At 61.0% G+C, this 26,609-nt stretch carries 22 protein-coding genes and 1 pseudogene; 7 read left to right on the forward strand and 16 right to left on the reverse strand.

What is annotated here, in order from left to right:
- Positions 1-209: 209 nt before the first annotated feature.
- From J2T09_RS04780 to J2T09_RS04800, 5 genes and pseudogenes are all read right to left on the reverse strand, one after another.
- A pseudogene (locus J2T09_RS04780) lies at positions 210-647 on the reverse strand (transposase); the annotation flags it as partial.
- A gap of 93 nt (positions 648-740) precedes the next feature.
- On the reverse strand, positions 741-2,012 hold the full coding sequence (locus J2T09_RS04785; RefSeq protein WP_306831707.1) for a four-carbon acid sugar kinase family protein: 1,272 nt from the start codon (positions 2,010-2,012) through the stop codon (positions 741-743).
- Entirely contained in the window at positions 2,009-3,280 is a 1,272-nt protein-coding gene (locus tag J2T09_RS04790; RefSeq protein ID WP_306831708.1) for a RuBisCO large subunit C-terminal-like domain-containing protein, read from the reverse strand. The genes J2T09_RS04785 and J2T09_RS04790 overlap by 4 nt, the downstream gene beginning before the upstream one ends.
- A gap of 7 nt (positions 3,281-3,287) precedes the next feature.
- Positions 3,288-3,827, reverse strand: coding sequence for a VOC family protein (locus J2T09_RS04795; protein WP_306831711.1), 540 nt, complete (start codon positions 3,825-3,827; stop codon positions 3,288-3,290).
- A 77-nt stretch (positions 3,828-3,904) separates the two neighbouring features.
- A complete protein-coding gene (locus J2T09_RS04800; protein WP_306831713.1) occupies positions 3,905-4,927 on the reverse strand; it encodes a TRAP transporter substrate-binding protein in 1,023 nt (340 codons plus the stop codon).
- A gap of 99 nt (positions 4,928-5,026) precedes the next feature.
- Here J2T09_RS04800 and J2T09_RS04805 point away from each other — a divergent pair, with 99 nt between their 5' ends.
- Positions 5,027-6,085, forward strand: coding sequence for a LacI family DNA-binding transcriptional regulator (locus J2T09_RS04805; RefSeq protein WP_306831715.1), 1,059 nt, complete (start codon positions 5,027-5,029; stop codon positions 6,083-6,085).
- A 78-nt stretch (positions 6,086-6,163) separates the two neighbouring features.
- Positions 6,164-8,029, forward strand: coding sequence for a TRAP transporter large permease (locus J2T09_RS04810; protein ID WP_306831717.1), 1,866 nt, complete (start codon positions 6,164-6,166; stop codon positions 8,027-8,029).
- A gap of 166 nt (positions 8,030-8,195) precedes the next feature.
- Here the strand turns inward: J2T09_RS04810 and J2T09_RS04815 are convergent, their stop codons facing one another.
- The 11 genes from J2T09_RS04815 to J2T09_RS04865 all read right to left on the reverse strand — a co-directional run bounded on the left by J2T09_RS04815 (position 8,196) and on the right by J2T09_RS04865 (position 21,317).
- Positions 8,196-9,275 carry a branched-chain amino acid aminotransferase gene (locus J2T09_RS04815; protein ID WP_306831719.1) on the reverse strand — a complete coding sequence of 360 codons (1,080 nt, stop codon included), beginning with the start codon at positions 9,273-9,275 and terminating at the stop codon, positions 8,196-8,198.
- A gap of 39 nt (positions 9,276-9,314) precedes the next feature.
- On the reverse strand, positions 9,315-10,154 hold the full coding sequence (locus tag J2T09_RS04820) for an HpcH/HpaI aldolase/citrate lyase family protein (RefSeq protein WP_306831723.1): 840 nt from the start codon (positions 10,152-10,154) through the stop codon (positions 9,315-9,317).
- Positions 10,151-10,603 carry a MaoC family dehydratase gene (locus J2T09_RS04825; RefSeq protein WP_306831725.1) on the reverse strand — a complete coding sequence of 151 codons (453 nt, stop codon included), beginning with the start codon at positions 10,601-10,603 and terminating at the stop codon, positions 10,151-10,153. Before J2T09_RS04825 ends, J2T09_RS04820 begins: the two co-directional genes overlap by 4 nt.
- Positions 10,603-12,459, reverse strand: a complete 1,857-nt coding sequence (locus J2T09_RS04830; protein ID WP_306831727.1) for an acetyl/propionyl/methylcrotonyl-CoA carboxylase subunit alpha — start codon at positions 12,457-12,459, stop codon at positions 10,603-10,605. Before J2T09_RS04830 ends, J2T09_RS04825 begins: the two co-directional genes overlap by 1 nt.
- A gap of 9 nt (positions 12,460-12,468) precedes the next feature.
- Positions 12,469-14,064, reverse strand: a complete 1,596-nt coding sequence (locus J2T09_RS04835) for a carboxyl transferase domain-containing protein (RefSeq protein WP_306831729.1) — start codon at positions 14,062-14,064, stop codon at positions 12,469-12,471.
- Positions 14,064-15,227 carry an isovaleryl-CoA dehydrogenase gene (locus J2T09_RS04840; RefSeq protein ID WP_306831731.1) on the reverse strand — a complete coding sequence of 388 codons (1,164 nt, stop codon included), beginning with the start codon at positions 15,225-15,227 and terminating at the stop codon, positions 14,064-14,066. Before J2T09_RS04840 ends, J2T09_RS04835 begins: the two co-directional genes overlap by 1 nt.
- A gap of 24 nt (positions 15,228-15,251) precedes the next feature.
- Positions 15,252-16,649: a dihydrolipoyl dehydrogenase gene (lpdA, locus tag J2T09_RS04845; protein WP_306831733.1), complete on the reverse strand. Its 1,398-nt coding sequence runs from the start codon at positions 16,647-16,649 to the stop codon at positions 15,252-15,254.
- 3 nt (positions 16,650-16,652) lie between these two features.
- The gene (locus J2T09_RS04850) at positions 16,653-17,915 is read right to left on the reverse strand and encodes a dihydrolipoamide acetyltransferase family protein (protein ID WP_306831735.1); all 1,263 of its coding nucleotides are present in this window, start codon (positions 17,913-17,915) and stop codon (positions 16,653-16,655) included.
- A gap of 3 nt (positions 17,916-17,918) precedes the next feature.
- Positions 17,919-18,932, reverse strand: coding sequence for an alpha-ketoacid dehydrogenase subunit beta (locus J2T09_RS04855; protein WP_306831738.1), 1,014 nt, complete (start codon positions 18,930-18,932; stop codon positions 17,919-17,921).
- Position 18,933: 1 nt separating this feature from the next.
- Positions 18,934-20,166 carry a 3-methyl-2-oxobutanoate dehydrogenase (2-methylpropanoyl-transferring) subunit alpha gene (locus tag J2T09_RS04860; RefSeq protein ID WP_306831739.1) on the reverse strand — a complete coding sequence of 411 codons (1,233 nt, stop codon included), beginning with the start codon at positions 20,164-20,166 and terminating at the stop codon, positions 18,934-18,936.
- A gap of 149 nt (positions 20,167-20,315) precedes the next feature.
- Positions 20,316-21,317 carry an AraC family transcriptional regulator gene (locus J2T09_RS04865; RefSeq protein WP_306831742.1) on the reverse strand — a complete coding sequence of 334 codons (1,002 nt, stop codon included), beginning with the start codon at positions 21,315-21,317 and terminating at the stop codon, positions 20,316-20,318.
- A gap of 129 nt (positions 21,318-21,446) precedes the next feature.
- Between J2T09_RS04865 and J2T09_RS04870 the strand changes: the two genes are divergently transcribed.
- The 5 genes from J2T09_RS04870 to mmsB all read left to right on the forward strand — a co-directional run bounded on the left by J2T09_RS04870 (position 21,447) and on the right by mmsB (position 26,600).
- Positions 21,447-22,214 carry a 3-hydroxyacyl-CoA dehydrogenase gene (locus tag J2T09_RS04870; RefSeq protein ID WP_306831744.1) on the forward strand — a complete coding sequence of 256 codons (768 nt, stop codon included), beginning with the start codon at positions 21,447-21,449 and terminating at the stop codon, positions 22,212-22,214.
- 20 nt (positions 22,215-22,234) lie between these two features.
- Positions 22,235-23,422: an acetyl-CoA C-acyltransferase gene (locus J2T09_RS04875; protein WP_306831746.1), complete on the forward strand. Its 1,188-nt coding sequence runs from the start codon at positions 22,235-22,237 to the stop codon at positions 23,420-23,422.
- Positions 23,423-23,435: 13 nt separating this feature from the next.
- Positions 23,436-24,563: an acyl-CoA dehydrogenase family protein gene (locus J2T09_RS04880; RefSeq protein ID WP_306831747.1), complete on the forward strand. Its 1,128-nt coding sequence runs from the start codon at positions 23,436-23,438 to the stop codon at positions 24,561-24,563.
- Positions 24,564-24,631: 68 nt separating this feature from the next.
- Entirely contained in the window at positions 24,632-25,720 is a 1,089-nt protein-coding gene (locus J2T09_RS04885; protein WP_306831749.1) for an enoyl-CoA hydratase/isomerase family protein, read from the forward strand.
- Positions 25,713-26,600 carry a 3-hydroxyisobutyrate dehydrogenase gene (gene mmsB / locus J2T09_RS04890; RefSeq protein WP_306831752.1) on the forward strand — a complete coding sequence of 296 codons (888 nt, stop codon included), beginning with the start codon at positions 25,713-25,715 and terminating at the stop codon, positions 26,598-26,600. The genes J2T09_RS04885 and mmsB overlap by 8 nt, the downstream gene beginning before the upstream one ends.
- Positions 26,601-26,609 lie beyond the last annotated feature (9 nt).

Genomic DNA, 26,609 nt, shown 5'->3' on the forward strand with positions numbered 1-26,609 from the left:
GGGTGGAGCAGCCCGGTAGCTCGTCAGGCTCATAACCTGAAGGCCGCAGGTTCAAATCCTGCCCCCGCAACCAAATCTCCCGAAACAAACAAATATATCGCCGGACGCTCACGCTTCATCTTCCCGGGCGATCGTAGCGCATCGTCCTGCGCACCATAACCTGAAGGGGCCGAAGGACGGCGCAAAGCCTGAAACCGCAAACAAATCTCCAGGCGTGTATCGCAAATCTCCTTGATGCATCGTTCCAGCGGGGCCTGTCCGGTGCGGCGGAATTTGTAATGGTAGGTCGACGTGTCGATCCTCGGGACCTTGCAGGCGCGTTGGACCGATATGCCCCAATACACCAAGATCCCGTCGATCAGCTTGTGCCTCCGGACACGCCTCAGAGCTTTCGGCGGATGACATCCTGCAACATCTCGCGGTCCAGTGTCAGATCCTCGATAATCTTCTTGAGCCTGGAATTCTCATCTTCCAGAGCCTTCAAACGGGACATCTCGTCGGGCAGCAGGCCCACATACTTCTTGCGCCAATTGAAATAGGTCGGCTAGCTGTTCCTGCCTTCCGGCAGATCTCGCTACCGGCACACCATCATCGCCATGCTTCAAAATGAACGCTTTCTGGAAGCCCTGGAACTTCGGGACCTCCATGCTTGCGATCATGTTCTCAGCGGCGAAATCACCGGGCGAAAACTCACACAGAAACGATGCAGTTTTTAGGAGCCAGAGCACACCAATCAGGGGCTACGCGACACCTGCCGCGAACTGGTCGAAGAGATCTATGCTTCCCATCTGGCCGCCCTTCAACATCAGGCTTATCCCGTCTCGCTGCGGATCGTCGCTGCGTCCGATCGAAAGCGCGACACCCGGCGAAAGCAGACCGCCATAGGCAAGCCCCCACAGATTGAGGTTTTGCGCCATATGGCTCGATGTATCGCCTCCGGCGGCAATAAGGCGCCTGACCGGGACTTCGCTCAGCAATCGATCCGTGAAGCGACCGACCGTCTGTGCCAGCCGCGTATCCGCGCTTGCAATCGAAGCCGGGTCCTGCGGCGCAGTCGACAAAAGCACGTTGCATTCGTCTCTAAGTGCGGAGGCGATCTGCCTGGCCATGTCTTCCCGATAGCTCTCTTCCTTGACAAACCTGCCGGCATCGGCGCTGATGCGGATGAAGGATGTCGCAGCCTCAATCTGTCGGCGCGTCAATGATGAAAGCGAGCCTACGATGGCGAGCACCGGCCCATTATTCGTCGGTTGTGGCTCGATGACGGGTGATGATGTATCGCCGTAAATAGCCTCCGCCACGCTGCTTGCGCCGACGACAAGAAGCGAGCCCTGTCTGGCGCGATGTTTCAGTTCAATCCCGATCGCTGCAAGGTGTTCTTGCGTGAGGACATCGAACAGGATGTTCGGTTCGTCACCGATGAAGAGCCGCTCGTTTTCCAGCGCGGTCCAATCGACAAGTCCGACTGCGTCGGCTCCGAGCTGCTGCAGGTGACGCCTGATATCCGCTTCCGCCATCGGCGTAGAAGGATGCCGGCTCATGGTCGGATGGCGATCGAGGCGATGAACGGCCGCCTCCGTTCCGATCGAGGCAAAGAGATTGCCGAAGACGCAATATCGGCCGAGGGACGGCTGCCCGCCAAGGATCACGGCCTGCCGCTGATCGACGAAAGCGCGCAGGATATCCATTGCCGTTGCGATATTGCCGACATGCCTGGCGCTGTCGAAGGTCGAGCAGCATTTGTAGTGCATCACTTTTATGCCCGCCCGCGCAAAGAATTGTCCGACCGGGCGGAGTTCCGCTTTCATGGCGTCAGGCGTCATGGCGCGCGCCGAACCGGCTATGCCGACGGCATCGAGCGCGCCGGCCATCGCGAGATGGCGGGAAGAGGGCACGCCAAGGAAAAGAAATGCTTTCGCGCCTCTCTTGAAAAGTGTTGCGAGCGTATCCGTGGCGCCGGTGAAGTCGTCGCCATACCAGCCGTAGAAAGGCGCGTTGATGTCGGCAGTCATGCAGCCGTACCGAAAAACGCCAGAGCCTTGCGAAGTGGCTCCGACGTGTCAGCGGCGTCTTCCAGCGTCCTGCCATTTTTCATGGCCTGAAAGGCCGCGCGGATACTTTCTATGCCCGCAACGGGGCCTTCGGGGTGGCCCATAATGCCACCGCCTGCCATGAACAGGAAGTCATCACCGCCAGCCGCCTTCCATGTGACAGGAACGGTGCCTGCCCATTGGCCCGACGAGAAGGCGGGAAGCACGCGGTCGTCGGACTGATCGTCGAGTGCGGTCAGGCACATGGCCGTGCTTTCGATGACCTCGCTGTTCTTCTGCGCAAATTTGCCGTCGAGGCCATGCACATGCATGTGGTCGACGCCCGCCAGCCTCCAAAGGACCTGATAGGCACCGAAGCCTATGCCGAGAACATCGCAGCGTGACAAGGCGCCGAACCCATTGCGATGACCGTGCAACGCCAGATCGGTGGAACGTCGGAGCGTCTCGACTGCGGAAAAGCCGCACCAGTTGAGGTTGGTCATCACACAGGTGCCGCCCGCGCTTGCGACCAGATCGGCGTGCCGGCGCATGGCGTCCGTTTCGTCGGTGATGTTGAAGGCGACCATGACGCGCCGCCCGAACCTGTCCTCGGCACGCTTGACCGCTGCCATGACGGCAGGAATGCGTTTGGCCAGCGGAGCGTGGACCGGATTGGCGGAAATCTCGTCATCCTTGATGAAATCGACGCCGGCATCACAAAGCCGCCCAACCAGCCCCGCCGTATCTTCCGGGGTCAATCCCACATTCGGCTTGATGATCGAACCGATCATCGGTCCTTCGGCAACGCCCGTCAGCCTGCGTGTGCCTGCAATACCTTGTTTCGGCAGAAGGTATTCGCGGCGCCAGGAGGCTGGCAGAGTTATGTTTTCCAACCGAAGGCCTGTGACCTCGCCGAGATCGTAGAGGTTGCCTGCAACCGTTGAGGCAAGTGCGGCAAGATTGATGCCGATATTGTCGATCGGAAAACGGATACTGACGGTCGCACGATGCGGCCTTGTGGTGATGCCGCGGCGACTGAGCCAGGCGCTCGGCAGTGTCGGGTGGTCGATCTCCCCCAAGTCGACCACCCCGAGCACCTCCGCGCGCGCGCGCGCGCGAAGATCGTCCGTTTCGCCTTCGACGCGGATGAACGTGCCGGAAGATTGCTCCCCGGCCATGATCTCAGCCACTTTCTCCAGAGGAAGCGGCGTTTCTATCAGGTAATCCGCCGTGAAATGCGTGTCCGTCACGGGAGCCTCAGATTTTCGAGAGGTCGGGAAAGGGACGAACCGGGGCGCTGCCGTCCCAGTCTTCCGCCGCCTTGCGTATCGCGTCGAACATGCGACCCTTGGGGCCTGCGACTTCCGACAATTCGATCACGGTGCCAGGATGATAATGCGTGTCGAAGTAGACGAAGCGGCCGTTCTCGCCGACTTCGCCTTCCATCACCACTTTGAAGCCCTGCTGCGTCAGCCGATCAAGGTCTGCATCGAAGGCATCCGTCCAGTAGGCGACGTGCTGCAGACCGCGGTGTCCCGCGTCGCGAAAATCCTTATACATCGAAGGCACGTTATTGCGGGTCTGGATCAGCTCGACCTGCAACTCGCCTGAATTGGCGAGCGCCACAGAATTATGTGGCTCGTAGCCTTGGCCGCGATAGCGGTAGTTCACGATCGGAACCCGCTCCTTGTAGAAAAACGGACCGACGCCAAGCGTATCGCTCCAGTATTGCATCGCCGCTTCGATATCATCCACGACATAACCCGCCTGGCGGATCTTTCCAAAAAAACGGCTCATCTGATGTTTTGCTCGTCATTCTGATTGAAATTGATGGAGAGCGGCAGGCGCATGCCCGCCGTCGTATATCTCCAGGATCAGGCGAGTGAGCCGACAACGCTTTCGAGCGCGCTCCAAGCCTCGTCACCAAATTCCTTGCTCCACTTGGAATAGAAGCCGCCGGTCTTCAGCTTGGCGCGGAATGTCTCTGTTTCGACCTTGTTGAACGCCATGCCGGCTTTCTCGAGATCTGCCTGCACGCCGGCATTGAGTGCGGCTATATCCTGGCGCTGCTGCAGTCCGGCCTCGTTGATTGCGCGCGCCACGACTGTTTTGATGTCGTCCTTCAGGTCGGACCACTGCCGGCCATTGGCTATGAACCAATAGCCATCCCAGATATGGTTGGAGAGCGCGCAGTTTTGTTGCACTTCATAGAGTTTCGCGACCTGGATGATCGGCAGCGGGTTTTCCTGGGCGTCGACCACCTTTGTCTGCAGGGCGGAATAGACTTCGCTGAACTGAAGGCTGGTCGGCGAGGCACCGAGTGCGGAGAACATGTCGACCGAGAGTGGGCTTACCGGCACACGGATCTTCAGGCCCTGCATGCCATCGGCATTGGTGATTGCTTTGCCGCTGGTGGTCGTCTGACGGAAGCCGTTGTCCCACATGGTTTCCAGGGCATAGAGGCGCGAGCCCTCTATCTTGCCGCGCACGAGCTTGCCGACGGGACCATCCATTGCCTTCCATACCTGCGCATAATCCTTGAAGGCAAAGCCGACGGCATTGAGGGCCGCGGTCGGTACCAACGTCGCGATGACGAGCGAGGACGGTGTGAAAAAGGTCAGCGCGCCACCGCGAACCTGCGACAGCATATCGGTGTCGCCGCCGAGCTGGTTTGCCGGGAAGATCAGCATTTCCACTTTGCCGTCGGTTTCTTTTGCGATCCGGTCGGCGGCTTCCTTGGCGCGGATGTTCAGCGGATGGCTGAGCGGTAGGTTATTGCCGTAGCGGAGCTGGATCTCTGCGGCTCCGGCAAGGCGCGGAATTGAAAATACGGCGCCTGCTGCCGGTGCTGCGGCCAGCCCCTTGAGGAGCGTACGGCGGCTCAATGTCGTTATCATCTGTTCCCTCCCTTGAAAAAAGTCTCTTCCCATTGACAAAATTCAATCATATGAATGATGAAGTCAAACGTGAAATCTGATGTAATTTGATGTATTTCTATGTTGTTAGAACCCGCTGACCAGCCCGAAACCAGCCGGCGTCCGACGATTGTCGATGTCGCGCACCATGCCGGCGTATCGACGGCGACCGTCGATCGTGTGCTCAACGGGCGCCAGGGTGTTCGCGCGCCGACGGTGCAGCGCGTGATGCGATCAGCCGCGCAACTCGGATATGTCGAAGGCGATCTGCTGGGAGAGACGATCGCGACCGCGCCGGCAAATATCTCGTTCCTGCTTCCGGCCGGTAACAACCGTTATCTCACGCATCTCGGCAAACTTGTTATCGAGCACACACCGCTTTTCCAGAAGAACGGCATCAGGCCGACAGTTGAATACATCAAGAGCTTCAGCCCGGATGCGCTGGCCGCTGCAATGATCAGGCATGGAAAATCCGCCGATGGCATCGCCTTCATGGCGCTCGAGCACCCGACTGTGCGCGAAGCGGTCAATCGTCTGGCGGAAAAGGGCGTTCCGACGGTCACGCTGATCTCCGACATCGCCAATGCCCAGCGGTCGATGTATCTCGGTCTCGACAATCGGTCGATCGGACGGCTTGCCGGATATCTGATCGCGCGGTTTGTCGGCAATGCGGCGGCCAAGGTTGCGATGATCGCGGGGAGCCTGAGTTATAGGGCTCATGAGGAACGCGAGATGGGCTTTCTCCATGTCCTGCAGGAAAGCCATCCGAATATCGAGGTCGTCGGCATCCGGGAAGGACAGGACGACGAGGCGCTCAACTACCGGCAGATGCGGATGTTGCTGAGCCAGCATCCGGATCTTGCCGGTATCTACAATATTGGCGGCGGTGCGAGCGGTGTCGGCAAGGCAATCAAGGATGCGCGGCGTGAACAATCTCTTGTGTTCGTAGGCCATGGCCTGACGCCGGATACCCGCGCGTTCCTGATCGACGGTACCATGGATGCGGTGATTACCCAGAACCCCGGCGAGACGATCAATCGCGCTATCCGGGTATTCAACAATCTACGAGAAGGCCGACCTGCCGACGAGGATATCGACCCGCTGCGCAGCGAGGTGATCTTCCGGGAGAACCTGCCGTGACGGTTTGTTAGACCCGGACCGACGCTCGGCTTGGAGGAGGCGGAGTTGGCGGATCGGTTGCCATTGAGGAGGAGAGAGATGGCGATGAGTTCCGAAGTGTTGGACGACCTGCCGGCGATGGAGCTTCAGCAGTCGGTGCCGGGTTCGCGTTGGATGAGGCCGGTCGAGATTGTCTGTGCGGCCCTGCTGACATTCATCATCACGATCCTGCTTGTCGGCGTGATCGCACGCTACGTATTCTCGTCGCCACTCATCTGGGTGGATGAAAGCGCATCCTTCGCATTTCTCTGGTTCGCCATGCTTGGCGCAGCAATCGCCATCGACCGACACGAACACCTGCGCCTGACGGTCTTTCTGCATCTCCTTGACGAACGGAAGCAGGCATTCGTTGCGTCTGTTGGTCTGCTTCTCACTGCTGTTTTTCTTGGCAGCCTGCTTTATCCCGCATTCGATTACGCAATGGAGGAGAGTTATGTAACATCGGCGTCTCTGCTGATCCCGATGAGTTATCGCGCTTCGGCGCTGCCTGTGGGGTTGGCATTGATGATGGCGATCGTCATCCTCCACGGGGTTCGCATAGGGAACGCCCGGATGTTGATCGGCGCGGCGGTTCTTGTCGGAGCAGCCGGAGGAGCACTTTTTGCGCTGGAGCCGGTATTCACCTATTTCGGCAACTGGAATATCGTCATCTTTCTCGTCTTCGGCGTGGGCCTGTTATTGGCCATGGGCGTGCCGATCGCTTTCTGTTTCGGTCTCGGCGCGCTGTCGTTTCTGACCTTCACCACCTCCATGCCGACCTTCGTCATCATCGGACGCATGGACGAAGGCATGTCCAGCATCATCCTTCTTTCTGTTCCGATCTTCGTCCTGCTGGGGTGCGTGCTGGATGCGACCGGCATGGGCAAGGCGATCGTCGAAGTGCTGGCCTCGCTGCTCGGTCATGTCAAAGCGGGCATGTCCTATGTCCTGCTTGGTTCCATGTTTCTTGTCTCGGGCATTTCCGGATCAAAGGTGTCCGATATGGCGACGGTCGCGCCGGCGCTGTTTCCGGAGATGAAACGGCGCGGCCACAAGCCACCTGAGATGATCGCGCTACTGGCGACTGGCGCTGCAATGGCGGAGACCGTTCCGCCCTCGATCGTGCTGATCGTGCTCGGTTCGACCGCAGGTGTCTCCATTGCCGGCCTGTTCACCTCCGGCTTCGCCATCGCCATGGTGTTGCTGCTGGTGCTGGCCGTTCTCGCCAGATGGAAATCACGGCATGAATCGATGGAAGGCGTCAGGCGGGCTTCCGTCAAAACGGTCTGGAAGGCGGTGGTCATCGCGGCGCCGGCCCTGCTTTTGCCGTTCTTGATCCGCAGCGCCGTCGGCGGAGGCGTGGCAACCGCAACGGAAGTCTCGACGATCGCTGTTCTCTATGCGCTGATCATCGGTGCAACACTGTATGGCGGTATCAGCCTCAAGAAACTTTATACCATGCTGGTCGAGACGGCGGCCTTGTCGGGCGCAATCCTGATCATTCTCGGCTGTGCCTCTGCGATGGCATGGGCACTCACCCAGACGGGCTTCGCCTTCAAACTGGCGCAAGCGGTGACTGATCTTCCCGGCGGCTGGCTCACCTTCATGGGCGTGACCGTTTTGATGTTCATGGTGCTGGGCTGTGTGCTGGAAGGCCTTCCGGCGATCGTGCTGATGGCGCCGATCATGTTCCCGATCGCCAAAAGCCTCGGGATTAACGATGTGCACTACTCCATGGTCGTCGTCACCGCGATGAATGTCGGCCTGATTGCCCCGCCGATCGGCATCGGTTTCTATATTGCCTGCAAGATCGGAGGCGTTGCACCGGACGAAGCAATGAAGGCAATCTGGCCCTATATCGGGGCACTGCTCATCGGCCTCTTCCTGATCGCAGTGTTCCCGATTTTTTCCATTGCGTTGCTTTAGCCGAGCGGGTCGTGTGGCACCACATACCTGAAAATGGTTAGATGCCGAGATGAGCAGCCCCATGAGCATCAAGACGATGCCGTCACCGGTATCGCTCTGGCGCTCGGTCAGGATCGGCGCGTGGGTGAAGTCCCTGCGCCGATCCTCACGCCATCTGAACGATCACTTATACCGCTATGCGTCGAAGCCATCCATGCGTGTCGGCCAAGTCCTGTTTCTGGATTCCGATCAGCTTTTCTCGCAGCAGTTTGGTGACCGGCCCGATTTCGCCGGAGCCGATCGTCAGCGATCCGTTGCCGTGCTTGAGTTCGCCTATGCCGGCGACGACAGCGGCCGTACCGCAGGCAAAAGCCTCGACGAGGCGGCCGGATGACAGATCTGCCTGCAGTTCCTCGAAGGAATAAGGGCGTTCATGGACGGTGATGTTGTTGTCTGCCGCGAGCGTCATGATGGAATTGCGGGTTATTCCCGGAAGAATGGTTCCCAAGGGCGGAGTGATGATCGAGCCGTCGTCGAGCACGAAAAAGATGTTCATGCCACCGAGTTCTTCGATCCACTTGCGTTCGGCAGCGTCGAGAAACAGAACCTGATCACATCCATGCTGTGTGGCCTCGGCCTGCGCGAGAAGGCTGGCCGCATAATTGCCGCCGCATTTGGCAGCGCCGGTTCCGCCCACCGCAGCGCGGCTATAATCTTCAGAGACCCAGATCTTGACCGGTTTTGCACCGCCCTTGAAATAGGGGCCGACGGGTGACGCGATTACGCAGAAGATATATTCGCGAGAGGGACGAACGCCTAGGAATGCTTCACTGGCAAACATGAAGGGCCGCAGATACAGGCTTCCTTCTCCGCCGGGTACCCAGGCCGAATCCAGCGCCACCAGTTTCTCGATGGCGGCGAGAAAATCCTCCTCCGGCAGTTCCGGCATGGCAAGCCGGCGCGCAGAGGCATTGAACCTCCTGGCATTTTCCTCGGGACGGAACAGCACGATCTGACCGTCAGCTGCGCGGTAGGCTTTCATGCCTTCGAAGATTTCCTGCGCGTAATGGAGAACGCTGGAAGCGGGATCGAGAGCGAAGGGCGCGCGTGCCGTCACCTTGGCCGAATGCCATCCTTTTTCAGCGCTCCAGTGAATGACCGACATGTGGTCGCTGAAAAGGGTTCCGAAACCGAGGTTCTCGAAGGCCTTGGCCCGATCGGTTTCAGGCATCGGGTTGGGGTTCTTGAGGATTTCAAATTGCAGCATGTTTACACCTGAAGCCGTGATTGATGTTACCGATAGGCTTTATGGGAGGTCTTTGCCCGATTCAATCAGCCGTTTCGCCTGTTTGAGATGTGGCGCATCGACCATGCGTCCGTCAATCTGAAGCGTGCCCTTTCCGGGGTTGGCCGCGAAGGCCTCGATGACGGTCTGCGCCCTTGCCAGTTCCTCCGCCGTTGGCGTGAACGCCTGATTGATGATCGGGATTTGTGAAGGATGGATGGCCATCATGCCGTTGAAACCGTCGAAGCGGGCCCGTTGCGCATAGGCGGCCAGTCCCGCCAGATCGGGGATGGCCGGATAGATCGTTTCGATGGCCGGTACGCCGGCGGCATGGGCGCCGAACAGCGTCAGCGAGCGGACAAGTTCGTAAGGTGAGGTATAACGACCGGTCTCGTCTCGTGCGCCAAGCGCGCCGATCGCCGCCGGCAGGTCTTCCGCGCCCCAGGTGAGACCGAAAAGATGGGCGCGTACCGATGCATAGGTCCCAATCCGGAAGATTGCTGCTGGCGTTTCGGTGGCGATCGGCAGGATCGGGATGCCGGGCGCCTTGCCGGCCAAGGCCTCGACGCTCATGTTACCTTCCGCTTTCGGCAGAACCAGACCGTCCGGTCGTGCCTCCGGCACCGCCGCCAGATCCTCATCGAGAAAACCGCTGTCGAGCGGGTTGATGCGGACAAGCAGTTTGGTCCTGCGCTCGGCCGAACGCAGAAAGTTGGCCACGGCTTGCCGGGCATGGGGTTTGGCTTTGGGGGCGACGGAATCTTCGAGATCAAGGATCAGTGCATCGGCGTTCAAGCCGAGTGCCTTTTCCATTCGCTCCGGTCTGTCTCCGGGTACGAAAAGCAGCGAACGCAGCCTCATTGCTGTCTCCGATGGACGAGCGCCGAGCGCAGGCACCGGCAGACCACTTCATTGCGCTGGTTGAAGAGTTCATGGCGGAAGGTGACGATGCCGGCCAATGGGCGCGAGCGGCTGTCTTTCAACTCAGTGATCTCGGTTTCTGCCCGCATCGTGTCGCCGATGAAGACGGGTTTCGGCATGACGAGCTTGTCGTAACAGAGATTGGCGACCAGCGTGCCGAGTGTCGTGTCGCCGACAGACAGGCCGACCATCAGCGAAAAGGTGAAGGTGCCGTTGACGAGAATCTGGCCGAATTCACTTGCCTTGGCCGCTTCAACATCGAGATGCAGCGGCTGCGGATTGTGGGTCATGAGCGTGAACATCAGATTGTCCGTCTCGGTCACCGTACGGCGGATCTCGTGGGTGATGCGATCGCCCAGTGTCCAGTCTTCGAAATATCGCCCGGCCATCATTCTCCTCCCTCGATCCTGACGAGCAGGCCACCTTCAACCACCTGGCTCCCCTCGGTGGCTTTCAGTTCCGCCACCACGCCGTCAAAGGGCGCATTCAAGGTCTGCTCCATCTTCATCGCCTCGATGACGACCAGCGGCTGGCCGCGCTTGACCCTGTCGCCTCTAGCAACCGAGACGGCGATGATATTGCCCGGCATGGGGGCGATGATCGCTCCGTCGCTGGCGCCGGCACTGCTTGCCGTATGGCCGGCCCGGTGCGGCCCGAAGGGCCAGGCTTCGCCATCGAGGAAGAGCACGCCGTTTTCGCTGCGGCCGGTTGGCTGTGTGCCGGTGACCTCGACCAGATAGGGCCTTTCACCCACCTCCACCATGACCTGCCGGTCGTTTTCGGCATTGAGGCGAAAGCCGGTCAATGCCGTCCAGACATTACCTGTCTGTTTCGGCAACAGGGCGAATGCAGCTGTCTGCAAAACCGTTTCGTCCGGTTCGAGTGCCGGAACCAGATCATCCGCATGACGCTCGATAAAGCCCGTATCGACCGCGCCGGAGAGAAAATCGGAATGGCGCAGCGTGCGGACCAGAAAGCCCGCATTGGTGCGCACCGGCCAGACCTCGACCTTGGCGGCACCTTCGCCGAGCTTTCTGGCAGCTTCCCTGCGGGTTGCGCCGTGGCTGATGAGCTTAGCGATCATCGGGTCGTAATGCGCAGTGATCTCGTCGCCCTGTTCGACGCCGCTGTCGATGCGAAGCGTGTCCGGCAGGCGCAGATGGTCCAGCCGACCGATGGATGGCAGGAAACCGGTCGCGGGGTTTTCGGCATAGAGCCGGGCCTCCATCGCCCAGCCGTTGATGGAAAGCTGATCCTGGCTGAGCGGCAGCGGCTCGCCCGAGGCGACGCGCAATTGCCATTCGACCAGATCCTGACCGGTAATCGCCTCGGTGACCGGATGTTCCACCTGCAGCCGCGTGTTCATTTCCATGAACCAGATCCGGTCGGCGCGCAGGCCTTCCGAGGCATCGGCGATGAACTCGATCGTGCCGGCGCCGACATAATTCACGGCGCGCGCCGCCTTCACCGCCGCCTGGCAGACCGCCTCGCGGGTATCGGCATCCATTCCCGGTGCCGGTGCTTCCTCGATCACCTTCTGGTGGCGGCGTTGCAGCGAGCAATCGCGTTCGAACAGATGCACGACATGGCCCTGACTGTCGCCAAACACCTGGACCTCTATGTGGCGCGGTGAGAGGATGTATTTCTCAATCAGCACCCGGTCATCGCCGAAGGCGGAAGCCGCCTGACGCTGGCAACCGGCAAGCGCTACGCCGAAATCCGCCGAGTGTTCGACACGCCGCATGCCCTTGCCGCCACCGCCGGCAACGGCCTTGATGAGGACCGGATAACCAATTGCATCGGCCTCGCGCTGCAGTCGGGCCGGGTCCTGATCCTCGCCGAGATAACCGGGTGTCACCGGCACGCCGGCGGCGATCATCCGCTGTTTGGCGGCATCCTTCAGGCCCATGGCGCGAATGGCGGCCGGTGGCGCACCGACCCAGACAAGGCCGGCAGCCATCACGGCCTCGGCAAATTCGGCATTTTCCGACAGAAAACCGTAGCCGGGATGGATCGCTTCCGCTCCCGTCCTTTTTGCAGTGTCGAGAATACGATCCTGCCGCAGATAGCTGTCGCGCGCCGCAGCCGGGCCGATCGGAACCGCCTCATCGGCCTCGCGCACGAAAGGCATGGCAGCATCGGCATCGGAATGGACCGCGATCGTGCGAATGCCAAGCCGCCTTGCGGTGCGGATGATCCGCCGGGCGATTTCGCCGCGATTGGCGATCAGAAGGCTGTCGATCATCGCTCCTCCTCACATCCGGAAAATGCCGAACTGCGCCCGCTCGGGGATCGGCGCGTTCAGCGTTGCGGAAAAGGCGAGGCCCAGCACATCACGGGTCTGGGCCGGATCGATGATGCCGTCATCCCACATCCGGGCGGTGGCATAATAGGGGTTGCCCTCGTTTTCATATGTCTGGCGGATCGGCGCCTTGAAGGCCTCGGTCTCCTCCGGCGTCCAGTGTTCTGCGTCGCGATGGACGGTTGCCAGCACAGATGCAGCCTGCTCGCCGCCCATCACGGAAATGCGCGCATTCGGCCAGGTGAAGAGGAAGCGCGGCTGGTAGGCGCGGCCGCACATGCCATAATTGCCGGCACCGAAACTGCCACCGATCAGCACGGTGATTTTTGGCACTTGCGCGGTCGATACCGCCGTCACCAGCTTGGCGCCGTGTTTGGCGATGCCTTCCGCCTCGTATTTGCCGCCGACCATGAAGCCGGAAATATTCTGCAGGAACAGCAGCGGAATGCGGCGCTGGCAGGCGAGTTCGATGAAATGGGCGCCCTTCAGCGCACTTTCGGAAAACAGCACGCCGTTATTGGCAAGGATCGCCACCGGCATCCCCCAGATCCGTGCGAAACCACAGACAAGCGTCGTGCCATAGAGCGGCTTGAATTCCTGCAACTCCGATCCGTCGACGATGCGGGCGATCACCTCTCGCACATCATAGGGCGTTCGGATATCATGCGGCACGGCGCCGTAGAGATCGGCAGGATCGAGTTTGGGCGGTCTGGGCTCAGTCAGTTCGACATCTACCCGCTTGACCCGGTTGAGCGTCGCGACGATATCGCGGACGATCAGCAGCGCATGTTCATCACTTTCCGCGACATGATCGACCACGCCGGACTTGCGGCCATGCGTGTCGGCTCCGCCCAGTTCTTCGGCCGAGATCACCTCGCCGGTTGCCGCCTTCACCAGCGGCGGGCCGGCAAGGAAAATGGTGCCCTGATTGCGGACGATGACGGTTTCGTCGGACATGGCCGGCACATAGGCGCCGCCCGCCGTGCAGCTTCCCATGACACAGGCGATCTGTGCAATGCCGGCCGCCGACATCTGCGCCTGATTGTAGAAGATGCGGCCGAAATGATCGCGGTCGGGAAAGACCTCTGCCTGATGCGGCAGGTTGGCTCCACCGGAATCGACCAGATAGATGCAGGGAAGGCGGTTTTCCGAGGCAATCTCCTGTGCCCTCAGATGCTTTTTCACCGTCATCGGAAAATAGGCGCCGCCCTTCACCGTCGGGTCATGCGCGACAATCATGCATTCGCGATCTGAAACGCGGCCGATGCCGGCAATCATGCCGGCCCCCGGCGCCTCGTCGCCATACATGCCGCCGGCCGCCAGCTGGCCGATTTCCAGAAAGGGCGAGCCAGGATCGAGGAGCCGCCGCACCCGGTCGCGCGGCAACAGCTTGCCACGCCCGACATGTCGCTCGCGATGTGTTTCCGGTCCGCCCCGCGCCGTTGCGGCAACCTTTGCCCGCAATTCCTTGGCCAGCGCGCGGTGATGCGCCGCATTGGCCGCGAAACTGTCCGACTGGCGATCCAGCATGGTCCGAAGTTCTGTCATCAGCCGCGCGCCTCGCTGCCGATGACTTCGCGGCCGATCAGCATCCGGCGCACCTCATTGGTGCCGGCGCCGATATCGAGAAGCTTGGCATCACGCCAGAAACGCTCGACCGGCCAGTCTTTTGTATAACCCGCGCCGCCCAGCGCCTGCACCGCCTGTTCAGCCACTTTCACCGCGCATTCGGAGGCATAAAGGATGGCGCCCGCCGCATCCTGTCTTGTCGTCTTGCCGGCATCGCAGGCCTTGGCGACGGTATAGACATAGGCGCGGGCGGAGTTCAGCGCGACGACCATGTCGGCGACCTTGGCCTGAATGAGCTGGAAACTGCCGATCGGCGTGCCGAACTGTTTTCGCTCGCGCACGTAGGGCAAAACCACATCGATACAGGCCTGCATGATGCCGATCTGGATGCCGGATAGCACCACCCGCTCGTAATCGAGGCCGGACATCAGCACTTTCACGCCGCCGTCGAGCGGCCCCATGACATTCTCTTCCGGTACGAAACAATCGTCGAAGACGAGTTCTGATGTCGGCGAGCCACGCATTCCGACCTTGTCGATCTTCTGGCCGATCGAAAAGCCTTGGAAATCCTTCTCGATCAGAAAGGCGGTGATGCCTTTCGCGCCTGCATCCTGCGTGGTTCTGGCATAAACCACCAGTGTCTGCGCGTAAGGCGCGTTGGTGATCCAGAATTTGGTGCCGTTCAGGCGAAAACCGCCGGCAACCTTATTGGCCCGAAGTTTCATCGAAACGACATCCGATCCGGCGCCCGTTTCGGACATGGCGAGGCTGCCGACATGCTCGCCGGAGATGAGTTTCGGCAGATATTTCCGCTTCTGGTCTGGCGAGGCCCAGCGCGAGATCTGGTTGACGCAGAGATTGGAATGGGCGCCATAGGACAGGCCGACGGATGCCGATGCGCGGCTGACTTCCTCGCAGGCTACGACATGTTCGAGATAACCGAGGCCGAGACCGCCATACTCTTCTTCCGCGGTGATGCCGTGCAGGCCGAGCGCGCCGATCTCCGGCCAGAGTTCCAGCGGAAACCGGTCATCCCTGTCGATCCCGACGGCCAGCGGCGCAATGCGATCGGTGGCAAAACGGCATGTCGTTTCGCGGATTTGGTCTGCCATCTCGGTCAGCGCGAAGTCTAAATCAGCCATGGATCCTCCCGGCGATCTGGTCGTTCAGATATGCAATGCATGTCCCAATGCGCGCAGTGCTGCCTCCTGCAGCGCTTCGCTCCGGGTCGGATGCGCATGGATCGTGCCGGCAATGTCTTCCAGCCGCGCGCTCATTTCGATGGCGAGCGAAAAAGCGGCCGAAAGCTCGGAAACGCCGGAGCCCACCGCCTGAATGCCCAGCACCAGATTGGTGTCGGCGCGGGCAAGAACACGGACGAACCCGTCTTCGTCACTCATCGTCATCGCCCGGCCATTGGCGGAGAAGGGGAACTGCCCGATCTTCACCTCGTAACCTTGAGCCCGTGCTTCCGCCAGTGACAGGCCGGCGCTGACGATTTCCGGATCGGTGAAGCAGATTGCCGGAATGCAGCGCCTGTCCCAGGCCCGTTTTTTCCCGGCAATGATTTCCGCCACCATTTCGCCCTGTGCCATGGCGCGATGCGCCAGCATGGGCTCGCCGGTCACGTCGCCGATGGCATAGACGCCGCGCATGGAGGTGCGGCAACGATCGTCGATCCTGAGATAAGGGCCGCTGCGATCAAGGTCGAGTTCCTCCAGCCCCGATACTATGGTGCGCGGCCGTCGACCCACGGTGACGAGGATGCGATCTGCGGGCAATTCCCGGCGCTGGCCGTCCGCAGTTTCCACAACGAGCGCCTCGTCATTGGCGGAAGGCCCCATGGCCTTGGCCGAGGTCAGCACGTTGACGCCAATCTGACCCAGTTTGCGCAGGATCGGCTTGACCAGATCGCCATCATAGAGCGGCAATATCTGCTCGGTCGCTTCAACGATGGTCACTGCCGAGCCCAATTTCGCGAAGGCGGTGCCGAGTTCCAGCCCGATGTAACCGCCGCCGACCACGGCGAGATTTTTCGGCACCTCTTTCAGCGACAGTGCTTCGGTTGATGAAATCACGCGGCCGCCGAAAGGAAGTGCCGGGAGTTCGACCGGATCGGAACCGGTCGCTATCACGATCGTCTCGGCGCGAATGAGTTGCTGCCCGGTCTCGGTCTCCACCTCGACCGTCTTGCCGTCGCGAAAACGGGCGCGGCCATGCACGATCTTCACCCGCGCTTTTTGCATGAGGCTTGCGACGCCGGTGGTCAGACGGCCGACGATGCCATCCTTCCATGCAATTGTCTTTATGAGATCGATCGACGGATTTTCGGTTCGGATGCCGAGGACGCTTCTGCCGGCGGCTGCATGTCTTGTCGCATCGAATTCATCGGCTGCATGGATCAGCGCCTTGGAGGGAATGCAGCCGACCGTCAGACAGGTGCCACCAGGCTTGCCCGCCTCGACGATGACGGTATCGATGCCGAGCTGGCCGGCCCGGATGGCGCAGACATAACCACCGGGACCGGCGCCGATGACAAGCAGTTTGCAGGATATCTCTTTCATGGCTCAGCCTTCGATGAATATGAGGGCGGGCGTTTCGAGGAGTGTGCGAATGCGCTGGACGAAGGTCGCGGCATCCCATCCGTCAATGATGCGATGATCGAAGCTCGAAGACAGGTTCATCATCTTGCGCGGGATGAATTGCGTGCCGTCCCAGACCGGCCGGGTGGCGATCTTGTTGACGCCGATGATGGCCACTTCGGGGTGGTTGATGACCGGCGTCGAGACGATGCCACCCAGAGCGCCGAGAGAACTGATGGTGATGGTCGAGCCGGAAAGCTCGTCCCGTGTCGCGGTGCCGGCGCGGGTTGCCTCCGCCAGCCGGTTCATTTCCGTGGCACAATCCCAGATGTTGCGCGCTTCCGCATGGCGCATAACGGGTACGGCAAGCCCACCCGGCGTCTGCGTGGCAATGCCGATATGCACCGCCTCGTGAACGGTGATGATATTGTCATCGTCATCGAAGGTGGCGTTGACATGGCGTTGATCGCCGATCGCCTTGACCAGAGCCTGCATCAGGAAGGGCAGAATGGTGAGTTTGGGGTGATCGGATTTGCGGTCCCTGTTCATGGTGGCGCGCAGTTCATCCAGCGCCGTAACATCCACTTCCTCGACATAGGTGATATGGGGAATGCGGGAGGTGGAAAGCACCATCTTTTCGGCGATGCGGCGGCGCAGGCCGGTCAGCTTGATCTCCTCGGTTTTGGTCTTCTTGCCATGGCCGCGTTGTGTCACGGGGCTGGGCGCGCCCTGCGCCAGAAACTGCTCCACATCCTCCCGCAGAATACGGCCCGCCGGCCCCGATGGCTGTACCTGACGGAGGTCGACACCGTTATCGCGCGCGAACAGTCGAACTGAAGGGGCGGCAATGGCCTTTTCAGTTGGCTTTTCCGGGCTTGCTGTTCGCGAGCCGCCCTCTTTGAGTTTAGCCTTGGCAGGTTCGTCTGTCGGCGGCGCGGTTTCGTCCGGTTTGACCGCAGACGATGCGCCATCTGCGACCGGGCTGCCCTCGGCCATGCCTACCTCGGCAGAGGTCTCGATCCGCACCAGCGGGGCCTTGACCGCGACCCTGTCGCCGATCTCGCCGCCAAGCCAGGTCACCGTGCCGGCGACGGGCGAAGGGATTTCGACCGTTGCCTTGTCGGTCATGACAGCCGCGACGACCATATCCTCGCGCACCGGATCGCCGATCTTCACATGCCATTCGACGACTTCCGCTTCCGCGACACCTTCGCCGACATCGGGCATCTTGATCGTGAACTCGCTCATGGCTCAGGCCTCCATGACTTCGGTCAGGGCGCGGCCGACGCGCGCCGGGCCTGGAAAATAATCCCATTCCTGCGCATGCGGATATGGTGTGTCCCAGCCGGCAACGCGCATGATCGGTGCTTCCAGGTGGTAGAAGCAATGTTCCTGGATCAGCGAAACGATCTCCGCGCCATAACCGGAGGTCAGTGTCGCTTCATGGACAACGACGCAGCGCCCGGTCCTGGAAACCGAGGCCACGATCGTCTCGAGATCGAGCGGCAGCAGGCTCCTGAGATCGATCACCTCGGCATCGATGCCCGTATCCTCCGCGGCCGCCAACGCTACATGCACCATCGTGCCATAGGCGATGATGGTCACCGCGGAGCCTGAACGGCGGATCTCGGCCTTGCCTATCGGGATCGTGTAATAATCCGCCGGTACCTCGCCGAGAGCATGTTTTGACCATGGCGTTACCGGGCGTTCGTGATGGCCATCGAAGGGGCCGTTATAAAGTCGCTTCGGCTCGAGAAAGATCACCGGGTCCGGGTCGGCGATCGCGGCGGTCAGCAGGCCTTTCGCATCATAGGGATTGGAAGGCACGATGACTTTCAATCCGCAGACATGGGTGAACAGCGCTTCCGGGCTCTGGCTGTGGGTCTGGCCGCCAAAAATGCCGCCGCCTGTCGGCATACGCACCACGATCGGGCAGGTGAAATCGCCGTTGGAGCGATAACGGATGCGGGCCGCTTCCTGCGTCAACTGGTCATAAGCGGGATACATGTAATCCGCGAACTGGACCTCGACGCAGGGTTTCAGCCCATAGGCGGCCATGCCGATGGCCGCGCCGACAATGCCGGATTCGTTGATTGGCGTGTCGAAGCAGCGGGTTTTTCCGTATTTCGCCTGCAGCCCTTGTGTGCAGCGGAACACGCCGCCGAAATACCCCACATCTTCTCCAAAAACGACGACATCATCGTCGCGTTCCATCGAAACGTCCATGGCGCTGCGCACCGCCTCGATCATCGTCATTCTGGGCATGTCAGTACCCCGCCTTCTGGCGCTGGCGGCGCAGATGCGGCGGCATTTCGGCGTAAACGCCTTCAAATATGTCGCGCACGGAAGGCTTGCCGCCGTCATGCAACGTACCGTGCTCCTCGGCCTGCCGCTGGGCCGAGATGACCTCGTCCATGATCTCGGCTTCTGCCTGCACATGTCGCTCTTCCGACCACGCGCCCCTGACGATCAGGTGCTTTTTCAGCCGCAGGACCGGATCGCCGAGCGGCCAGGCTTCCGATTCCGTCTTTGGCCGGTAGGCGCTTGGATCGTCCGAGGTGGAATGCGCGCCGACGCGGTAGGTGACATATTCGATCAGGGTCGGCCCCAGATTGCGCCGTGCCCGCTCCGCCGCCCAGCGGGCGACGGCATAAACGGCAAGATAGTCGTTTCCATCGACCCTGAGGGCTGGAATGCCGAAACCCAGACCACGGGCTGCAAACGTGCCGGAGCCGCCGCGGGCAATGCCCTGAAAGGTGGAAATAGCCCATTGATTGTTGACGACATTCAAGACCACCGGTGCCCGATAGGTGGAGGCGAAAACCAGTGCCGAGTGAAAGTCCGACTCTGCCGTCGAGCCATCGCCGATCCAGGCAGCTGCGATGCGGCTGTCATTCTTGATGGCAGACGCCATGGCCCAGCCAACTGCCTGCACATATTGCGTGGCGAGATTGCCGGAAATGGTGAAAAAGCCATGGTCCTTTGAGGAATACATGATCGGCAATTGCCGGCCGCGCAACGGGTCTGCCTCGTTGGAATAGATCTGGTTCATCATCTCGACCATTGGATAGTCATCGGCGATGAGGAGACCGGCCTGCCGATAGGTCGGAAAATTCATGTCGCCCTTCTGGAGGGCCTTGCGAAAGGCGCTGCTGACCGCTTCCTCGCCCAGATGCTGCATGTAGAATGATGTCTTGCCCTGCCGCTGTGCCATCAGCATCCGGGTATCGAAGGCGCGCAGTCTCATCATGTTGCGCAGGCCGGAAAGCAGGTCATCGTCGGACAGAAGGCCAGCCCATGGCCCGACGGCCTCACCGTCACGGTTCAGGACACGGATGATCGAATAGGCGAGGTCCCTAATGTCTTCCGGCGCCGCATCCACCTCCGGCCTGGGGACGGTGCCGGCCCTGGCAATCTTGACGTTGGAAAAATCGGGCTGACCGCCCGGCCGCACGGCTGGCTCGGGCACGTGCAGGCTCAGATGTGTGGATTCCACCATCAATTTCCTCCCGTTGAGCCTGCTCCTCTCCTCAGAAGCAGGTCAATTGAGGGAATGGTATTCGTCTTGCAAATGGCAAGCCATGACAAAACTGCCTTGAAATAATCGGCCAGTTTTGCCACAGGCCGGGGCCGTGGCGACATAGTGGTTCAGGCGGATGTCGGGCTTTTCCGAAAAGCCTCGGGGCTCACGCCCATCCATTTCTTGAAGGCGCGATAGAAGGCGCTCGGTTCCGAATAACCGAGAAGGGTGGCGATATCGCTCACCGTCTGTTGCGTGCCCGTCAGCATGTCACGTGCCAGCTCGCGGCGGATGTCGTCCTTGATGCCGGCATAACTTTGACCTTCGTCGTGCAGACGGTGGCGCAGTGTGGAAGAGGACATGCGCATGTCGCGGGCAAGCTCGGCAAAACCGCTCCAATTGGCAGGACCCTTCTGGCTGAGACGGCGTCGGACGGCCGCCGCCGTGCCTGCGTCATATCGATAGCGGATCAATATGTTCGCGGGGGCGCCCCTCAGAAACTGCCTGAGAGCCTGTTCGTTGCGCGATATCGGCAAGGCGAGCATGGCGGCATCGAAGCCGAGACGGCTGACCGGCTGCGAAAACCGGATGGGCGCGCCGAAAAACAGGCGATGATCGGCGCTGTGTTTTGGTTCGCTGCAGCGGAAATCGACGAGCCTGATCGGGATGCGCCGTCCCACCAGCCAGCAGGTCAGGCCATGCAGGATGATCCAGTAGCTGCGATAGGCAAAGGCGGATCGCGGTCTTCCGGTTTCGCTCAGTTCGATCTCGGCGATCCCGTCACGCACCAGAAGGCGTCCGGTCGGATTGCCCAGAACGAGATTGAGAAAACGCAGCGCTCGTCTTAGGGCCCGGTCGAGCGTTGGCGCATGCATCACGCAATGGCACAGCAGGGTAAAGCTGCCGCGCTGCATCGGGCGGGCACCGAGGCCGAAACATTCGTCATCCAGTTCCTCGGCGATGGCGAGCCATAACTGGCCAAAGGTTTGCGTTGAAACCGGCTGGTCGATAATCGGCGGCAGGCCGAGCCGGGACAGAAGCGGTTCGGTTGGGCGCCCGGCCCGCCGCAGGCTGTCGAGCGCTTCTTGGACGAGGCCGGTCGATATCATCAGACGTTCGATTTCGGCCATGTTTTCCCTCGGAACTGGTAAAACTGGCCGGAAGAATGGATCAGTTTCGTCATCGTTTGCAACACTGAAACGCAATAAAGTCCTGCCCGTGGTCAGGTGCGGAGGCCTGATCGCAAGGGAGGAAGTCCTATGCTCATCCGGGATGCCTGTTTCGTCGTCACTGGCGGCTGCTCCGGCCTCGGGGCCGCGACGGTTCGGACGATCGTTGAGGCCGGCGGTCGTGTCGTGATCGCCGATCTTGATCGGGATGGCGGCGAAGCGCTTTTATCCGAGCTCGGTGAAAACGTGCTTTTCGTCCGCACGGATGTCACGAGCGCAGAAGATGGCGCTGCCGCCATCGTGGTCGCGACCCAAGCTTTTGGTAGCCTGCGCGGATTGATCAATTGCGCGGGCGTCGCCCCGGCAGAGAAGGTCGTCGGGCGGGACGGGCCGCATGGGCTGGAAAGCTTTGAGCGGACAATCAGCATCAATCTGGTCGGAACATTCAACATGATCCGCCTTGCGGCTGCCGCCATCCAGTTGGGCGCGCCTGATGCCGAAGGCGAACGCGGCGTGATCGTCAACACCGCGTCGGTTGCTGCCTTCGACGGCCAGATCGGGCAGGCCGCATATTCTGCTTCCAAGGGCGGCATCGCCGCGATGACCTTGCCGATTGCCCGCGAACTTGCGCGCTCCGGCATTCGCGTCATGTCGATCGCTCCAGGTGTCTTTGAAACGCCGATGATGGCGGGCATGCCGGCGGAAGTGCGGGAAAAGCTTGGTGCCAGCGTGCCGTTTCCGCCGCGGCTCGGAAAACCTGCCGAGTTCGCAGCACTTGTCCGCCACATACTCGAAAACAACATGCTCAACGGAGAGGTCATCCGCCTCGACGGTGCCATACGCATGGGCGCGCGCTGAACATTGCGGAAGGAGGAGAGATGAGATTGCAGGATCCTGTCGTCATTGTCGGTTCTGCCCGAACGCCGATCGGAGGTTTTCAGGGCGAGCTGAAGGATGTGAGTGCCGCTGAGCTTGGCGCGGCCTCGATCCGCGCCGCGCTTCACCGAAGCGGCCTTTCGGCCGAAGCGGTCGAGGAGATCGTGTTCGGTTGCGTCCTGTCGGCTGGGCAGGGGCAGGCACCGGCGCGGCAGGCGGCGATCCATGCGGGCCTTCCGGTCTCAGCTGGTGCGACGACCGTCAACAAAATGTGCGGTTCAGGCATGAAGGCCACCATGTTCGCCCACGACCTGCTGGCCGCTGGAAGCGCATCTGTCGCCATTGCGGGCGGTATGGAGAGCATGACCAATGCGCCCTATCTGCTCGATCGCGCGCGCGCCGGATATCGGCTGGGCCATGGGCGCATGCTCGACCACATGTTTCTCGACGGGCTTGAAGATGCCTATGACAAGGGCCGGCTGATGGGCAGTTTTGCGGAAGATTGTGCCGAGGCCTACCAGTTCACGCGCGAGGCGCAGGATGCTTATGCCGTCACGTCCCTGATGCGGGCGCAAAAGGCGATAACCGACGGAGCGTTTGATGGTGAGATAACTGCGGTCACGGCCGGGTCCGGCAAGGCAGAGCATATCGTAAGTCGCGACGAGCAGCCGGGCAGGGCGAGACCTGACAAGATCCCGACGCTGAAACCCGCCTTTCGTGAAGGCGGCACGGTAACGGCCGCCAATTCCAGCTCGATCTCCGATGGTGCGGCGGCGCTGGTGCTGATGCGGCGTTCGCAAGCGGAACGGCGCGGCCTGACCCCTGTCGCGACGATCCTCGGGCATGCCACACACGCACAGGCGCCCAATCTCTTTGCCACTGCGCCGATCGGCGCCCTGCAGAAACTGTCCGATCGCACCGGCCTGCCGCTTTCCGATGTCGACCTTTTCGAAATCAACGAGGCGTTTGCCGTCGTCGCCATGGCCGCGATGCGTGATCTCGACCTGCCGCATGACAAGGTCAACATCCATGGCGGTGCCTGCGCGCTCGGCCATCCGATCGGCGCTTCCGGCGCGCGGATTCTGGTGACGCTGATTGCGGCGCTCGAACGATATGATCTGAAACGCGGCGTTGCCGCATTGTGCATTGGCGGCGGCGAGGCGACGGCTATCGCCATCGAACGGCCCTGATTGGAGGACGCCCATGATCCTTACGGAGCTTCAACAGCAGATCCGCGACATGGCGCGCAGCTTTGCCCGCGAACGGTTGGCACCGGGTGCAGCCGAACGCGATCGACAGCGCCGCTTTCCGCGCGAGGAATTGCAGGAAATGGGGGAACTCGGTCTTCTCGGCATGCTGGTGCCGGAAACCTATGGAGGGTCCGATACCGGTGCGCTTGCCTATGCCGTTGCGGTTGAAGAGATCGCCGCCGGAGATGGCCCGTGTTCGACGATCATGAGCGTCCACAGCTCGGTCGGCTGCGTACCGATCCTCAAATTCGGGACGGAAGAGCAGCGGCAGCGTTTTCTGCCGAAACTGGCCTGCGGGGAATGGATCGGTGGTTTCGCACTGACGGAGCCGCAGGCCGGCTCCGATGCCTCGAACCTGAAAACCCGCGCAAGACGCGACGGCGATCACTATGTCATCGACGGTGCCAAGCAGTTCATTACCTCGGGCAAGAATGGTCACGTCATCATCGTCTTCGCCGTCACCGATCCTGACGCCGGCAAGAAAGGCATCACCGCCTTCATCGTGCCGACCGATACGCCCGGCTACGAGGTCGTGCGCGTCGAGGAAAAGCTCGGGCTTCATGCCTCGGATACTTGCCAGATTGCCTTCAACGCGATGCGGGTCCCTGCCGAATTCAGGCTTGGCGAAGAGGGCGAGGGTTATCGCATCGCGCTCGCCAATCTGGAGGGCGGGCGCATCGGCATCGCCGCGCAGTCGGTCGGCATGGCGCAGGCCGCGTTCGAGGCCGCCCGCGATTACGCGCTTGAGCGCAAGGCCTTTGGCAAGCCGATTGCCGAACATCAGGCGGTTGCCTTTCGCCTGGCGGACATGGCGACCCAGATCCAGGCCGCGCGGCAACTCGTCTGGCATGCCGGCGCGCTGCGGGAGGCCGGAATGCCGTGCCTTTCGGAAGCCTCCATGGCCAAGCTGTTCGCTTCGGAAATGGCCGAACGCGTCTGCTCGGATGCCATCCAGATCCACGGTGGTTATGGCTATATGAGCGATTACCCCGTCGAGCGGATCTATCGGGATGTGCGGATCTGCCAGATTTACGAGGGCACCAGTGACGTGCAGCGCATGGTGATCGCGCGCAACCTTTAGAAATTCAGATGCAGCGCCATGTCTCTTAAGGGAAGTCCCCGATCGTAACCGTCAAGGAGCAAGCCTTCATGTCAACGACCGACACCAGCGAGATCCTTGTCGAGACCTCGGGTGCGCTTGGACGGATCATCCTCAATCGGCCGAAGGCACTGAATGCACTGACCTTGTCCATGGTGCGCATGATCGACGCGGCGCTTGACGATTTCGAGAAGGACCCGGCTATCGCCGCCGTTTTGGTCGAGGGTGCGGGGGAGCGGGGCCTGTGCGCCGGTGGCGACATCCGCATGCTCTATGAGAGCGGCAAGTCGGGGAGTGAGGATGCCGCGACCTTCTGGCGGGAGGAATACCGGCTGAACGGGCGGATCGCCCGTTTTCCAAAACCCTATGTCGCGATCCTCGACGGGATCACCATGGGTGGTGGCGTCGGCATCTCCGCCCATGGCAGCCATCGTATCGCCACCGACAGGTTGCGCCTTGCCATGCCGGAAACAGGTATCGGTTTTTTTCCGGATGTCGGCGCCACCTTTCTTCTGTCGCGGTCGCCCGGAGAGGTCGGCACCTATCTCGGCCTGACGGGCAGCATTATCGGTCCTGCCGACGCCATCCATGCAGGGTTTGCCGATGTGATGGTGCCTTTCGCCGGCATCGATATTTTACGCGAAAAACTGTCAGCATTGCCCGCCGGAGCGGATGCTCATGCGGTCTCTGCGGTGATCCACGCTCTGGCGCAGACACCCTCTGCCGGTATGTTGGCCGCACATCAGCCGTTGATCGACCGCACATTCGCCTTCGACACGGTGGAGGATATTATGGTGGCTCTCGCGCGGGAAAAATCCGCTTTCGCAGCCGAGACGCATGCCACGCTTTTGACCCGGTCCCCGTCTTCGCTCAAGATCACGTTACGCATGTTGCGGCGGGCCAGAGAGAGCGAAAGCCTGGAAGATTGCCTCAACCGGGAATTTTCCGGATCTATGGCTGTTCTTGGTCTTGCGGATTTTTATGAGGGCATTCGTGCCGCCGTGATCGACAAGGATCGCAAACCGCGCTGGTCGCCCGCAGCACTTTCCGACGTGAAGGATGCCGATCTTGCACCCTTCTTCGCGCCGCATCCGGCGCCACCCTTCGCTCTTGAGGAAAGGAAAAGCCGACATGTCTGAGACGATCGCATTCATTGGCCTCGGCTATATGGGCGGCCCGATGGCTGCCAATCTCGTCAAGGCTGGTTTCACGGTCCGGGGTTTTGATCTCGCCGAACCCGCGCGGCAGGCCGCGATCGGCAACGGGATCATTCTCTGCGATACAGCTGAACACGCCCTTGCCGGCGCGCCGGTGGTGATCACCATGCTGCCGGCCGGCCATCATGTCCTGTCCGTCTGGCGCGATCTCGTCAGGACAATCGACAAGGGCACATTGATGATCGACTGCTCGACGATCGATGTCGACAGTGCCCGCAAAGTCCATGAGCTTGCAGGCGAGGCCGGTTGCCTGTCGCTCGATGCACCGGTGTCGGGTGGAACGACCGGGGCGGGTGCTGCAACGCTCACCTTCATGGTCGGCGGTGAGGCGGACGCATTGGCTCGAGGCCAGCCGCTATTGGAAGCGATGGGTCGACGGGTTGTCCATTGTGGTTCTGCCGGTGCCGGACAGGCCGCAAAAATCTGCAACAACATGATCCTTGGCATCACCATGGCCGGTGTCTGCGAGGCCTTTGTGCTCGGTGAAAAGCTCGGGCTTTCGCATCAGGCCCTGTTCGATGTCGCCTCGACGTCGTCAGGTCAATGCTGGTCGATCAGCACCAATTGCCCGGTTCCCGGTCCCGTTCCGACATCGCCGGCCAACAGGGACTACAAGCCGGGTTTCGCCGCCGCATTGATGCTCAAGGACATGCGGCTTTCGCAGGAGGCGGCGAAATCGACAGGAACGGCAACGGCGCTTGGCGCGCATGCGACGCAGCTCTACGATCTGTTCGATCAGCTTGGGCATGGCGGCGAAGATTTTTCATCGTTCATCCATTACGTTCGAGACCAGTCCGTCTGAACCGGAGAC

Source organism: Neorhizobium huautlense, assembly GCF_030811685.1.
In the GTDB taxonomy this organism is placed as follows: domain Bacteria; phylum Pseudomonadota; class Alphaproteobacteria; order Rhizobiales; family Rhizobiaceae; genus Neorhizobium; species Neorhizobium huautlense_A.